This is a genomic window from Pseudomonas sp. Larv2_ips (assembly GCF_963879675.1).
In the GTDB taxonomy this organism is placed as follows: Bacteria; Pseudomonadota; Gammaproteobacteria; order Pseudomonadales; family Pseudomonadaceae; genus Aquipseudomonas.
Genome location: NZ_CAWOAW010000027.1, coordinates 1,726,960 through 1,740,572 on the forward strand (window position 1 = coordinate 1,726,960; position 13,613 = coordinate 1,740,572).

Below are 13,613 nucleotides of genomic sequence, written 5' to 3' on the forward strand. Positions count from 1 at the left end.
ATATCGCCCATTCGAGACCTGCCATGACCACCGTCCGCACGCGCATTGCGCCATCGCCTACTGGGGATCCCCACGTCGGCACTGCTTACATCGCCCTGTTCAACTACTGCTTTGCCAAGCAGCACGGCGGTGAATTCATCCTGCGGATCGAAGACACCGATCAACTGCGTTCGAGCCGTGAGTCGGAACAGCAGATTTTCGATGCCTTGCGCTGGCTGGGCATCACCTGGGCCGAAGGCCCGGACGTCGGCGGCCCGCACGGCCCGTATCGTCAGAGCGAGCGCAGCGACATCTACAAGCAGTACACCCAGCAATTGGTCGACATGGGCCATGCGTTCCCGTGCTTCTGCACTGCCGAAGAACTCGACCAGATGCGTGCCGAGCAACAGGCCCGTGGCGAAACCCCGCGTTACGACGGCCGCGCGCTGCTGTTGTCCAAGGAAGAAGTGGCCCAGCGCCTGGCTGCCGGTGAGCCTCACGTGATTCGCATGAAAGTGCCGAGCGAAGGCGTGTGCGTGGTGCCGGACATGCTGCGCGGTGACGTCGAAATTCCCTGGGACCGCATGGACATGCAGGTGTTGATGAAGACCGACGGCCTGCCGACGTACTTCCTGGCCAACGTGGTCGACGACCACCTGATGGGCATCACCCACGTGCTGCGCGGCGAAGAATGGCTGCCGTCGGCGCCGAAACTGATCCTGCTCTACGAATACTTCGGCTGGGAACAGCCGCAGCTATGCTACATGCCGCTGCTGCGTAACCCGGACAAGAGCAAGCTGTCCAAGCGCAAGAACCCGACCTCGGTGACGTTCTACGAGCGCATGGGCTTCATGCCCGAAGCGATGCTCAACTACCTGGGCCGCATGGGCTGGTCGATGCCGGACGAGCGTGAGAAGTTCTCGCTGCAGGAAATGGTCGACAACTTCGACCTGTCCCGCGTATCCCTGGGCGGGCCGATTTTCGATATCGAGAAGCTGTCGTGGCTCAACGGCCAGTGGCTGCGTGACCTGCCGGTAGAAGAATTCGCCAGCCGTGTGCAGCAGTGGGCGTTGAACCCCGAGTACATGATGAAGATCGCGCCGTTGGTGCAGGGCAGGGTGGAGACGTTCAGCCAGGTTGCTCCGTTGGCCAGCTTCTTCTTTGCCGGTGGCGTGAACCCGGATGCCACGTTGTTTGAGTCCAAGAAGCTCTCGGGCGATCAGGTTCGCCAACTGATGCAATTGATCCTGTGGAAGCTCGAAAGCCTGCGTCAGTGGGAGAAGGATGCAATCACTGCGACGATTCAGGCGGTGGTCGAGTCCCTTGAGCTGAAACTGCGCGATGCCATGCCTCTGATGTTTGCAGCGATCACCGGGCAGGCCAGTTCGGTGTCGGTACTGGATGCGATGGAAATTCTCGGCCCGGACCTGACGCGTTTCCGTCTGCGCCAAGCCCTTGATTTGCTTGGTGGTGTGTCGAAGAAAGAAAACAAAGAGTGGGAAAAGCTGCTGGGCGCTATCGCTTAAGTCGGCTGTTGTTACGACGAAACCCCGGTTTTCCGGGGTTTCGTCGGTAAGTGATTGTTATCCCGGCAAAAAATTTTGGAAATAGTTGAAAATAAATTTGACACGTTTCCAAACCGCCATTAAGATTCGCCCCGTCCTCACCGATGAGGGGCTATAGCTCAGCTGGGAGAGCGCTTGCATGGCATGCAAGAGGTCAACGGTTCGATCCCGTTTAGCTCCACCAATTTACAGGTTCAAGGTCTGGCCACACCGTCCTTGAATCGATCAGCTCTCAGCGCTGGTCAGTTGTATAGAAGGTTTGTGTCCCCTTCGTCTAGTGGCCTAGGACACCGCCCTTTCACGGCGGTAACAGGGGTTCGAGTCCCCTAGGGGACGCCACGATTACCCGCTCTGCGGGATTTTTAAGGGTCATTCAATTATTGAATGGCCCTTTTGTTTGTCTGGCGTTTGGGTTTTCGCGCAGCCGTTTACGGCATCCTGCGTACCACGTTGGCGGTGCGCAGGGATTTGTTGATGCGCGCCAGCTCTTTTTGCTGATCAACCTGTGGGCCTCTGTTCTGGGCATTCTCCAGTGCGACGTTCCACATTTCGACGCGAATGCCGGGCAAGCGTGAAATCGCACGCAGGCAGCCCTGGTCTATTTCGTCGTTGGGGTGGTAGATATTCGCGGTTTCAATCACCAGCCGGGTGTTTGGAAAGCGCAGCAGGATGTCTTCCATGAACTGCTTGAACAGCACGCAGCATTGCCGACACGGTGAGTTGTTGATGCTCACCACGATCTCCTGATACCCCGCATCGAATACCCAGTCATTGGCGCGCAGGGCCTCCAGGAAGTTGGCCTCGGCATGCCCGTCGGCGTCGTTGAAGAATTTGCCAAACGGCTGGTTGCCCACGCCTTCGCCTTCAACCTTGGCGATCAGCACCGTGCGAAAGCCGCTGATGAAGTTCGCGGTGTACTCGTTGGCGAACACGTAGGGGGCTTCTCCGGCTACCCACGCGCAGTTCTGGTTTTGCTGCCGCCAGGCCATGTCGTTCTCTCCGATGTGCAGTTCATTGCAATGAGAACGGCTGGGGCGAGCGGTTTATTCCCTTGATGTGATCTGTGCTGCTCGGACGAGCGGTCATGCGGGTGGCTTGCGAAATATTATTATGGTAATAATATTCAACCCATGAGAGACGGAGGCAACGATGAGCGATAAAAAAGCGCAAACCCGCGAACGCATTTTGCAGGCTGCCAGCGCGGCGTTGATCCAGCGCGGCCCGGCCGAACCGAGTGTCGGCGAAGTCATGGGCGCGGCGGGGCTTACGGTCGGCGGTTTCTACGCGCACTTTGAAAGCAAGGACGCGTTGATGCTGGAGGCCTTCACCCAGTTGCTCGCCCGGCGACGCGCGTCGATTGACGACATGGACGCGCAACTCACCGGTGAGGAGCGCAGAGGCCTGGTGGCGGCGTTTTATCTGTCGCGCAAGCACCGTGACTCCACGGACCAGGCCTGCCCGATACCAGCCACCGTGGGCGAGATGAGCCGCTTGCCGGATGAGTTTCGCCAGGCGCTCAACGAGCACACGGAGCTGATGGCCGCGCAGTTGGCCGCCAGCCCGGAGGACACCGACAAAGCCCTGGCGGATATGGCCTTGATGATTGGCGGCCTGGCCTTGGCTCGAGCGCTCGGGCCGGGCGAGTTGTCGGACCGCGTGTTGCGCGCGGCCAAATCGGCGGTGCGCTGAAAAAGGAGTCGCCTGATGGGCGCGTTGACCTGGATCCGAGGCTTTAATGGCACCGTCGGCCGCGTGGCGCCGCACCTGGTGGCCAGCAAGTTGCGCCGTACCTTCATGACGCCACGCACTCTGCCGCCGCGCGACTGGGAGTTGCCGCTGTTGGCGCAATCGGAGCGCATCACCTTGCGTTTCGGCTTGTCGGCGTTGCGCTGGGGCCAGGGCCCCGCCGTGCTGCTGATGCACGGATGGGAAGGGCGCCCCACGCAGTTCGCCAGCCTGATCACGGCGTTGGTGGATGACGGTTATTCGGTGATTGCCCTGGACGGCCCGGCCCATGGCCGTTCACCGGGGCGCGAGGCGCATGTGCTGCTGTTCGCCCGCGCCATGCTCGACGCCGCCGCTGAGTTGCCGCCGTTGCACGCGGTGGTGGGGCATTCCATGGGCGGTGCAAGCGCGATGCTGGCGGTGCAACTGGGCCTGCGCACCGAGGCGCTGGTGAGCATTGCGGCGCCTTCGCGCTTTCTCGATGTGCTGCGCGGTTTCGCCGGCATGGTCGGGTTGCCGCCACGGGCGCGCTCGGCGTTTATCCAGGAAGTCGAATTGGCCTTCGGCATGCCGCTCAAACACCTGGACGTGGCTCACTACCAGATGAATATCCCCGGTTTGATCGTGCACGCCGAAGACGACACCTTTGTGCCGGTCAGAGCCTCGCAAGCCATTCACGAGGCCTGGTTCGACAGCCGCCTGCTGCGACTGGAACAAGGCGGGCACCAGAAAGTGCTGGCCGACCCGCGGGTGATCGAGGGTGTGCTTGCCCTGTTGGCCGGCCGTCGTCTACAGGCGCGGCAAACTGCCTGATACACTGCCCCGCCGACATCAATCGACTGGAGCAAGGCATGGGCTGGGATTTGGCAACGCCATTCATCATCGATCTGCAGGTTGGCGCTGAAGACATCGACGGCCTCGGGCACGCCAACAATGCGGTGTACGTATCCTGGCTAGAGCGCTGCGCCTGGCGCCATTCCCAGCGCCTGGGGCTGGACCTTACCGAATACCGCCGACTCGACCGCGCCATGGCCGTGGTGCGCCATGAGATCGACTACCTGGCGGCCGGCTACGAAGGTGATGAGCTGCAGCTGGCGACCTGGATCGTCGACTGGGACCAGCGCCTGAAAATGACCCGCCGTTTCCAGCTGGTCCGTCCTCGCGACGGCGCGACCTTGCTGCGCGCCCACACCACGTTTGTCTGCATCGAACTCTCCACGGGCAAGCCCAAGCGTATGCCGGCCGAATTTCTCGACGGCTACGGTCCCGCGCTGACAGGGGGTTAACGTTTCTTGCAGGAAACCCAGTAAACTGCGCCACGATTTTTGTTGAGTGTTTTCCATGCAAATTGCTTTGGCGCCCATGGAGGGGTTGGTCGACAACATCCTGCGCGATGTGCTGACCCGCGTGGGCGGTATTGACTGGTGCGTGACCGAGTTCATCCGCGTCAACGACCGCCTGCTGACTCCCGCCTATTTCCACAAGCTCGCCCCGGAACTGCTGCACGGTGCCCACACCGCAGCGGGCGTGCCGCTGCGTGTGCAGTTGCTGGGTTCGGACCCGGTGTGCCTGGCCGAAAACGCCGCGCTGGCGTGCGAGCTGGGTTCCCAGGTGATTGACCTTAACTTCGGCTGCCCGGCCAAGACGGTCAACAAGTCGCGCGGCGGCGCCGTGCTGCTCAAGGAGCCGGAGCTGCTCAACCAGATTGTTGAACATGTGCGCCGTGCCGTGCCCGCGCATATCCCCGTGACCGCCAAGATGCGCCTTGGTTTCGACAGCCCGGACGGTGCGCTGGTGTGCGCCACGGCGCTGGCTGAAGGCGGCGCAGCGCATATCGTGGTGCATGCGCGTACCAAGACCGACGGCTACAAGCCGCCGGCCCACTGGGAATGGATCCCGCGGGTGCAGGACGTGGTCAACGTGCCGGTGTTCGCCAATGGGGATATCTGGAGCGTCGAAGACTGGAAGCGTTGCCGTGAAATCAGCGGCGCCGAAGACATCATGCTCGGCCGTGGCCTGGTGGCACGGCCTGACCTGGCGCGCCAAATTGTGGCAGCCAAGGCGGGCGAAGAGGTGGTGGAAATGACCTGGGCGCAGATGCAGCCGATGCTTCAGGCGTTCTGGAGCCAATCAGTGGCGCAACTGACTGAAAAGCAGGCGCCGGGCCGGCTGAAGCAATGGCTGGCGATGCTGACGCGCAATTATCCCGAGGCGGTGGCGCTGTTTACCGCATTGCGGCGCGAGACGGATTTAAAACACGTCAGCCACCTGCTGGGCATGCAGCACCCCGTTGCAGCCTGATTGTTCACGTTCACTAAAAAAGGGTGCCATTGGCGCCCTTTTTTCGTTTGTGGGCTAGCACAAAAGAGTGGCGAACAGGCGGTTTAATCTTGTCGGTGAGTTGCATGCCCGCAGTGTATTAACGGGTGTGACGATTCTTCAGCGTCACGAGGGGCTTGCGCCAAGGCCCTGTCGCGATAGTTCATGCGGCAAAGTCTGATAACGCGCATTGGTTTCCTTATATGAGCTGCGATTAGCGGAACTCGATAGCCTAACTTCCCACGTAAGTAAGGACTGTGAAGCAACGTTGTTGTTCTCAGCTGTTGACACGCTCACTTCTCTGGCCCGCTGATCGGCCAGGCACTGTTAAATAAGGAATTGCTAAATGTCGCTGTCGGTTAATAATCCATCGTTCATGAAAGTTAATGCGTCTGTGCTGGATCGCAACAGTATTTCATCCGCTAAGTTGGCGGAAACAACAGACGTGCAGGTTTCCGGAGTGCGTGTTGCCACCACGCCGCTGAGCACTGACAACGTCCGGTTCTCGCCCAACGAACTGATGATTCCGGGTGCCGCGCTCACGCGGTTATTTGACATGCTCGAACAGGTTTTCAAGGCTATACGTGAAATGGTCTCCGGAAAGGATTTGACGCCCGCGCTGCTGTCCGGCCCAGGCGTTGTGCCAGACGCCAAGCCTGAGGCGCGCACATTGCCGGTGAGTTTCGATGTCGCCAAGCAGCCGAGTACGCCGGAGGTGGGCAACTTGCCGGCCGAACCGCAGGCGCCGCAGCCGCAAGCAAAGCGGCAGCTGATGGACGCTGCGGTGCTAGTGCCCTCGGCACTCAAGGCGCCAGTGGCGCTGCCACATCAGCCCGCGTCCGAGCCGGCGATTACCGTGACGAATGACGGCAAGACCAACGTACACGTCAATGTGAATGCCGGTCATTGCCATTGCACGGATGCGCAGGCGGTTGTGAACAACGTGCCCCAACTAAAGCGTGTGCTGGATCTGTCGCCATTGCCTGAAACCGCCCCGCAGCCGGGGATCAAGCCAGGTGTGACACCGGACGTGAAGGCTGACATCACGCCAGAACCTGCCCCTGAGGTGCCCGGCACGGTCACGCCTGAGGTCGAGTCGGGTATCAAGCCTGGCGTGCCGCCAGCGCCAAACACCGAGATCAAGCCAGACCACACACCGGCGGTGCCAGGCAGCGTCACGCCGGTGGTCACGCCAGAGCCAGCGCCCTCGGTGATGCCGGACATCACTCCAAAGCCCTTGCCTGATACGCCGGTTCCGGACTTAACCAGCCCAGGCCCGGTTGAAGATCATTTTGATCCAAGAAACTGGCGGTTAAATACCAGGCCAGTGTTCAAGGCCTGATCGTCCCAAACCCGTTTTAACTTCTTGAAGAAAACAGGCACCTCTTTGGCTGTAAGTTGCAAAGAGGCGCCTGCCCATGGGGGGCATATGTCTAACTGTTTAATTAATAATATTGCGCGTGTCATCGATGTCAGGCAGGCGATCAATAGTGATTTAAGAAGTGCCAATCATCCAGCGGATATTCACTTGAACCTGATTGAACAAAAGACTGCGGCGACTATTTGTCGTCCCTCTGTCAGTCATTCAGAGCGCCGGGTGCGCGGCGATAATGAACGCGATGCTGTTCAATCGTTTGCTGCGCTGTTGAGTTCTTTATTGACTCAGATACTGAGGGTGTTGTCGGCCGACAAAGATAAGTCCGTCCCCGTTATACCCACGCCACCGGTCAATCCGTCGGTGGTGCATGAGCCGATCACCCCCAGGCCCAATTCCGAAGCCGCGATCCCGTGCCTCTCAAACAAGCGCGGCGGTGCGAAGCCGGACAACATCTGGGGTGGGTTTCGCCAAGGCCCCGATGGCAATTGCGTAACGGTGTCGGCGATCAAGGCGGCGATGCACCGATTTGGCCAGAGCCCCACGGATATCTACCAGCACGTCACCCGCCTCAGCGGCGGTTATCGAGTGGTGATGCGCGATGATTTTCAGCTCACCCTGACTGACCGTGAATTGGCCGAAGGCGCGCGAGGCGCGAAGTTCAGAGGGCAGGACAAGGGCATGCTCAAGGATGCGCAATTTCTGTTTGCGGTCAGTGCCAAGCGCGCACAGATGGAAAACAACGATTACACGGCGGGCAGAAGTTATCAGGCTGCGATTCGCAGCCTGAACAACGGTGAGGATGAGCATGGGCCGGGGGAGGGGTTCATGCGACTGGGGCTGCGCAAGCACATGAAAACGGTCTCTGTGCGCGAGCTCGCCCGTGGGCAATTGGGCATGTGCAATCGCACCGGGCATTCGGTGGCGGTGATCAACGGCCGCGAAGAGTTGTGGGGACGCAGGGGCGCCACGCCTGCCCGCGGTCAGGCGATAGCACTTTTCTAGGGCGCGACCACAGGCGATGCGGGCTGCTCACCCCAGCGCAACGCCGCCCCGATTGTGTTTTGCAGGTTATTGCTTCGGTAAGTCTCAGGAATCAGTGAATGAATATCACAGCAAGTAATGGCCCAGGCTCGCCGGCCAACGGGTACGACGACGCGGCTTCGGTGTTTTCGTCAAAACGTGCGGGGGAAAAACCTGCGCAGATCATCCGTGCATTCAATGCGGCGCACGGCCAGTTTGGCGAGCACTTTGACACCAGCACCCACGCAGCCGTCATCAAACTGATGATGACAACCTTCGGGCAACACCCGGCTGGCATGTTCAATGCGCTGACTGCCACGGGCGATGGGTACCACATCACCATGAAGGACGAGTTCAAGGTTCAGTTGTCTCGCCAGGAGTTGGCGCAGGCGACGCAAGCCTCAAGGTTCAGCGGTGACGATCGCGGGGCAGTCAAGGACGCCAACTTTGTGTTCGCGGCGTTCGTAAAGCGCAAGCAACTGACCGGGAATTACCCGACGTTTGAAGCCGCGCTGGCAAAAACACTGGAGGGCGAGACCGTCCAGCGGTGTTTGCAGGGCATGGGCCTGTTCGGCCTGTGCCAGTACGTGGCGTCAAGTGCCATGCAGGCAAAGGGCGCGGTGGGGGTCATGGGGACCCACAACTTTGGCTCGGCGCTGGTGATGGAGGGCGTAAGCCATCATTACCACGAGCGGCGCACGGTCAAGCAGGGTTACGGGTACGTGTTGTTCGACGACAAACCGGCGGCCCCCGACAACGCCAGGCAGGTGTCCGATGTGGTGTCCGGCATGACGCCCGAACAGATCTGGGGTGGTTTTTATCAGGGCGTGGAAGGCAATTGCGTCACGGTGTCGGCGATCAAGGCGGCGATCATCCGGTTCTGGCAGGACCCTCAGGGGATCTATAAGCGCATCCAAGTCACCGCCGACGGTTTTGAGGTGGTCATGAGGGACTCCTTCACGCTGACGGTGACCCATGATGAACTGCGCCAGGCCATCGTCGCGTCAAATTTCCATGGCAGTCATACGCAGCTGATCAATTACGCCAACTTCTTGTACGCGGTCAGTGCCAAGCGCGCGCACATGGAGAATAACGACATGCGCGCCGGGCAGAGCTATGCAACGGCCCTGCACACCCTCAACGACGGCGAGTACCCGGGGGAGGCGCTGCGGCGGCTTGGGTTGTACGCCTATATGCGTGAAAGCACGGTTGAAGAACTGGCCCGGGGCGCGGTCGGCACGCTGGCGGACACGGGCCACTCGGTCGCGGTCATCAATGGCGCGCTGGACTTTTATGGGCAAAAGCAGGACCTGGCGTCATCGCGATGGATGAACACCGGGTTTCGCGCATTGAAGCTCGTGTAAGGGTCAGCCCAGTAGCTTCCTGAACGCCTCGATGGGCAGAGGCCGGCTGTGTAAATACCCCTGGAACAAATGGCAGCCCAGCTTTTGCAGGAATGCCAGTTGTTCCGGGGTTTCCACGCCCTCGGCGATCACATCCAGGTTCAAGCTGCGCGCCATGGCGACGATGGCGCGGATGATTTCGGCATCGTTGGGGTCGTGGGTGGCGTCGCGCACAAAGGACTGATCGATCTTCAACGCATCCACCGGCAAGCGCTTGAGGTAGGTCAGCGACGAATAGCCGGTGCCGAAGTCGTCCATGGCAAAGCTCACGCCGAGTTTTTTCAGGCGGCGCATCTTGGCCACAGTGTCATCCAGGTTCTGGATCACGATGCCTTCGGTAATTTCCAGTTTCAGCAGGCTATACGGCAGGTGATGGTGCTTGAGGCTGCGCTCCACCCGCTCCACGAAGTCGTTCTGGCGGAACTGGCGCGGGCTTATATTCACGCACAGGCTGAAATTCAACGGGTCTACCAAGCCATCGGCGATCAATTGGGCAAATGCGCCGCAGGCTTCATCAAGAATCCAGGTGCCGACTTCCAGGATCAGGCCGCTGTCTTCCAGCACTTTGATAAATTCGGTGGGTGACTGCGCCCCCAGTTGCGGGTGCTGCCAGCGCACCAGCGCTTCGGCACCGATGATGCGATTGCCGCGCGCATCCACTTGAGGCTGGTAATGCACGCTGAACTCACCGCGTGACAGCGCCAGACGCAGGTCGGTCTCCATGCGCAGGCGTTCACTGGCGGTTTTCTGCATGCTGTTATGAAACATCTGCGTGGTGTTGCGTCCTGAATCCTTGGCCCGATACAGCGCAATGTCGGCACGCTTGAGCAGGTCTGCGGGTGTCGAGCCATGGTCGGGGATCAGCGCCACGCCAATGCTCGGCGTGACCTGCAGGCGATGGCCATCGAGGAACATCGGTTCCGAGAGCAATTCGCGCAGGGTGTCCGCCAGTTCCTGTACCTGGGCGCTGACTTCCACGCGTGTACCTTCCAGGCCGCTGAGCAGCACCACGAACTCATCGCCGCCCAGGCGCGCCACCGTATCTTCCATGCGCACGCTGGCTTCGAGGCGTGCGGTGACGATTTTCAGCACGGTGTCGCCCACCGGGTGGCCGAGGGAATCGTTGATGTGCTTGAAATGGTCGAGGTCGAGAAACAGCAGGGCGCCCCGCAGGTTATGGCGTTTGAGCAGGGCGATCTGCTGGCTCAGGCGGTCCATCAGCAGCGCACGATTGGGCAGGTTGGTCAGCGGGTCGTGATAGGCCAGGTGACGAATCTGCGCCTGGGCGTTTTTCAGCAGGCTCACGTCTCGCGCCGTCAGCAGCAGGCACGGCGTTTCATTGAGGGTGATCGGTTCGACCGATACCTCCACGGCCAACAATTCGCCACGTTTGTTGTGCCACAGCATTTCCAGGTGATGAATACGGCCCTTGATCTGCAGTTCGGCCAGCAGCGCCGCGCGCTGATTCTCATCGGCCCAGATGCCGATCTGATACAGCGTCAGCCCGATGGCCTCCTCGGCGCGGTAACCGGTGAGGCGGCAGAAGCCGTCATTGACCTCCACATAACGGCCGGTGTCACGTTCGGTAATGGAGATGGCGTCGGGGCTTGAATGGAAGGCCTTGGCGAATTTTTCTTCGCTGGCCTTAAGGGCGGCCTCGGAGCGTTGTTGCTGGGTGATATCGCGCAGGGTCGTGACAATGCAGGGTTGGTCGCCGACCTTGATCAGGCGGCTGGAAATCACGCAGGTCAGGCTTTGGCCGTTTTTGTGATGCACCACAATGGCGACATTGTTTAACGACTGCTCGCGAATGACCCGTTCGATACGTTGCAGGCGCTTGCTCGAGTCATCCCACAGCCCGATTTGGTCGGCGCTTTTGTCGATCACCTCGGCGGCGGTCCAGCCAAAGGTCTGAGTGAACGCGGGGTTGATTTCGATAAAGGCGCCGCTGTCCAGATAGGTCACGCAGATTGGGTCGGGGCTGGCCTGGAACAGGCTGGCGAACTTTTCTTCGGAGGCGGTGATGCGCTGCTCGCGTTCCACCTGGTCGGTGATATCCAGCAAGGTGCCGGCCATGCGCAACGGTTTGCCCGATTCGTCGCGATACAGCCGCGCGCGGCTTTCCAGGTAACGAGCGCTGCCGTCCTCCATCTGTACGCGGTAGGTCAGCTGGTAATTGCCGTCCGGGCCTTCACGCAGGCTGCGATAGGCGTTGCGCATGCCCTCGCGTTCTTCATCGGACATGCCTTCAAAAAACGCATCGAAAGGTTCGTGAAACGGCAACGCCTCCAGGCCGTGCAGTTGCGCCGCGCGGGCCGAGCCATACAGCATGCCGCTGGGGATATGCCAGTCCCAGGTGCCCAGCTGTGCCGAATCCAGGGCCAGGTCGAGGCGCTCCTGGCTGTCCTTGAGCGCCTGCTCGGCGTTTTTGCGCTCGGTGGTGTCGACAAACGTGCTGATCAGGTAGGCCTCGCCCTCCAGCTCGACTTTTTGTGCGCTCAAGGTGCCGTCGTGGATCTGGCCGTTGCTGGCGCAGAACTGCACTTCCATGCTGATGGGTTCGCCCTTGCGTTGGGTGGCCCTGACCAGCAGGGCGCGCTGTTGCGGGTCACGCCAGAGGCCCAGGTCCAGCGTGGTGCGGCCGATGGCCTGGGCCACGGGCCAGCCGAAAAGCATCTCGAAATACTGGTTGGCTTCGCTGATCAGGCCGTCGGCCTGGCGGGTCAGCAGGACCATATTCGGGCACAGATGAAACAGTGTGGCGAAGCGTTTTTCCGAGTGGATAAGGGCGTGTTCGCGCTCGCGCTGGCGAGTGGTTTCGCGAATCACGCCGATCATGCGGCGCCGGCCGGTCTTGTCCGGTGCCAGGCTGCCGTTGATTTCCAGCCAGTGGTGGCTGCCATCGGGCCACTGGATGTGGTGGTGCATGGCCTGTTCAAACGGCTCGCCCGCCAGCACGGCGTGAAAGGCTCGCACCACGCGCGCGCGATCCGAAGGCGCGAGCAGATCCAGGTAATCCAGGTCTTTGGGTAGCGGCTGGCGCGGATCGTAGCCGAACAGCGCCTGGGTGCCGCGTGACCAGCTGATCCGGCCGGTGTCGATTTCCCAGCACCACGCGCCCAGGCGGGCAGCGTTGAGGGCTGCCAGCAACTGCGGGGCGCTGTCCCAGCTTTGTTCCGCCTCTTGAGGGTCCAGGGCGTAAATGCGGGGCAGGGGTGGCACGGAATCGACGGGGTTGCGCATTATCAAAGGGCCTTGGCTCAATGGGCGTTCGGCGCGGTTTATTCAGACCTTGAGGCCGCACAGCTTCATGCCGGTGTCCCTGGCAGATCGACCTGTGCATCCAATAGGCTCATGAAAGCCCGCGCAGCGTTCGACAGCGTCCTTTCGGTGTGCACGATATAGCCTAGCTGGCGACTGAGCTGTATGCCCGGCAAAGCGATACTTGCCACCTGTTCATCGAGCATGGTGCGCGGCAACACACTCCAGGCCAGGCCGATGGACACCATCATCTTGATGGTTTCCAGGTAGTTGGTGCTCATGGCGATGTTCGGTGTCAGGCCCTGGGCTTCAAACAAGCGGCTGACAATATGGTGGGTAAAGGTGTTGCCACCGGGGAATACCGCCGGGTGTTTGGCGATATCGGCCAGGTTGACCGTGCCATTGGCGGTCAGGCTGTGCTCGGGCGCCACCACGAAATCCAGCGGGTCGTCCCACACCGGCGTGGCGCGTACCAGGTTGTGCGGGTCGGGCGCCAGGGTGATAACGGCCACTTCAGCGCGACCATGGAGGATTTCCTCGTAGGCCACTTCCGAATCGAGGAACTGAATATCCAGCGCCACGTTCGGGTACTCGCGGGTAAAGGTGCGCAAAATCGGTGGCAGGCGGTGCAGGCCGATGTGGTGGCTGGTGGCCAATGTCAGGCGGCCGCTGACTTCGCCGGTCAGGTTGGTGAGCGCGCGGCGGGTGTCGTCCAGCACATTGAGAATCTGGTAAGCACGCGGCAGCAGAGCGCGCCCGGCCTCGGTCAGGCCGACTTCACGGCCCAGGCGGTCGAATAAACGTACCTTTAATTGTTGTTCCAGACCGGCAATGCGCTTGCTGATGGCCGGTTGGGTCAGGTGCAGGCGTTCGCCGGCGCCGGAGAAGCTGCCGGTCTCAGCGATGGCAATAAAGGCATTAAGGTTGGCCAGGTCCATTGTGGTATTCCAGTTGGTAATCCAA

General features: G+C 60.7%; 11 protein-coding genes and 2 tRNA genes. 10 read left to right on the top strand and 3 right to left on the bottom strand.

Going from position 1 to position 13,613, the window contains the following annotated elements; genetic code table 11:
* The first annotated feature begins 23 nt into the window (after nucleotides 1–23).
* From gltX to AACV02_RS24740, 3 genes are all read left to right on the top strand, one after another.
* Nucleotides 24–1,505: a glutamate--tRNA ligase gene (gene gltX / locus AACV02_RS24730; RefSeq protein ID WP_119742613.1), complete on the top strand. Its 1,482-nt coding sequence runs from the start codon at nucleotides 24–26 to the stop codon at nucleotides 1,503–1,505.
* Between the two features lie 147 nt (nucleotides 1,506–1,652).
* Nucleotides 1,653–1,728: transfer RNA gene (locus tag AACV02_RS24735), tRNA-Ala, on the top strand.
* 79 nt (nucleotides 1,729–1,807) lie between these two features.
* A tRNA-Glu gene (locus AACV02_RS24740) sits at nucleotides 1,808–1,883 on the top strand.
* Between the two features lie 89 nt (nucleotides 1,884–1,972).
* Here AACV02_RS24740 and AACV02_RS24745 read toward each other — a convergent pair.
* Nucleotides 1,973–2,533 (bottom strand): hypothetical protein, encoded by a 561-nt coding sequence (locus AACV02_RS24745; RefSeq protein WP_106576671.1) that lies wholly within the window; start codon nucleotides 2,531–2,533, stop codon nucleotides 1,973–1,975.
* Between the two features lie 160 nt (nucleotides 2,534–2,693).
* Here AACV02_RS24745 and AACV02_RS24750 point away from each other — a divergent pair, with 160 nt between their 5' ends.
* From AACV02_RS24750 to AACV02_RS24780, 7 genes are all read left to right on the top strand, one after another.
* Complete coding sequence (locus tag AACV02_RS24750) at nucleotides 2,694–3,233, top strand: TetR/AcrR family transcriptional regulator (protein WP_083357717.1); 540 nt, start codon at nucleotides 2,694–2,696, stop codon at nucleotides 3,231–3,233.
* A 15-nt stretch (nucleotides 3,234–3,248) separates the two neighbouring features.
* Nucleotides 3,249–4,082: an alpha/beta hydrolase gene (locus AACV02_RS24755; protein ID WP_119742615.1), complete on the top strand. Its 834-nt coding sequence runs from the start codon at nucleotides 3,249–3,251 to the stop codon at nucleotides 4,080–4,082.
* Nucleotides 4,083–4,120: 38 nt separating this feature from the next.
* Nucleotides 4,121–4,555 (top strand): acyl-CoA thioesterase, encoded by a 435-nt coding sequence (locus AACV02_RS24760; protein ID WP_106576673.1) that lies wholly within the window; start codon nucleotides 4,121–4,123, stop codon nucleotides 4,553–4,555.
* Nucleotides 4,556–4,610: 55 nt separating this feature from the next.
* Nucleotides 4,611–5,570 carry a tRNA dihydrouridine synthase gene (locus AACV02_RS24765; RefSeq protein WP_119742617.1) on the top strand — a complete coding sequence of 320 codons (960 nt, stop codon included), beginning with the start codon at nucleotides 4,611–4,613 and terminating at the stop codon, nucleotides 5,568–5,570.
* Nucleotides 5,571–5,934: 364 nt separating this feature from the next.
* On the top strand, nucleotides 5,935–6,930 hold the full coding sequence (locus AACV02_RS24770) for a hypothetical protein (RefSeq protein ID WP_119742619.1): 996 nt from the start codon (nucleotides 5,935–5,937) through the stop codon (nucleotides 6,928–6,930).
* Between the two features lie 315 nt (nucleotides 6,931–7,245).
* Nucleotides 7,246–7,968, top strand: coding sequence for a hypothetical protein (locus AACV02_RS24775; protein WP_372239741.1), 723 nt, complete (start codon nucleotides 7,246–7,248; stop codon nucleotides 7,966–7,968).
* Nucleotides 7,969–8,066: 98 nt separating this feature from the next.
* On the top strand, nucleotides 8,067–9,350 hold the full coding sequence (locus AACV02_RS24780; RefSeq protein WP_119742621.1) for a hypothetical protein: 1,284 nt from the start codon (nucleotides 8,067–8,069) through the stop codon (nucleotides 9,348–9,350).
* A 3-nt stretch (nucleotides 9,351–9,353) separates the two neighbouring features.
* Here AACV02_RS24780 and AACV02_RS24785 read toward each other — a convergent pair whose 3' ends face one another.
* Both AACV02_RS24785 and AACV02_RS24790 read right to left on the bottom strand, forming a co-directional pair.
* Nucleotides 9,354–12,632 carry an EAL domain-containing protein gene (locus AACV02_RS24785; RefSeq protein WP_119742623.1) on the bottom strand — a complete coding sequence of 1,093 codons (3,279 nt, stop codon included), beginning with the start codon at nucleotides 12,630–12,632 and terminating at the stop codon, nucleotides 9,354–9,356.
* Nucleotides 12,633–12,697: 65 nt separating this feature from the next.
* Entirely contained in the window at nucleotides 12,698–13,588 is an 891-nt protein-coding gene (locus AACV02_RS24790) for a LysR family transcriptional regulator (protein WP_106576678.1), read from the bottom strand.
* Nucleotides 13,589–13,613: the final 25 nt, after the last annotated feature.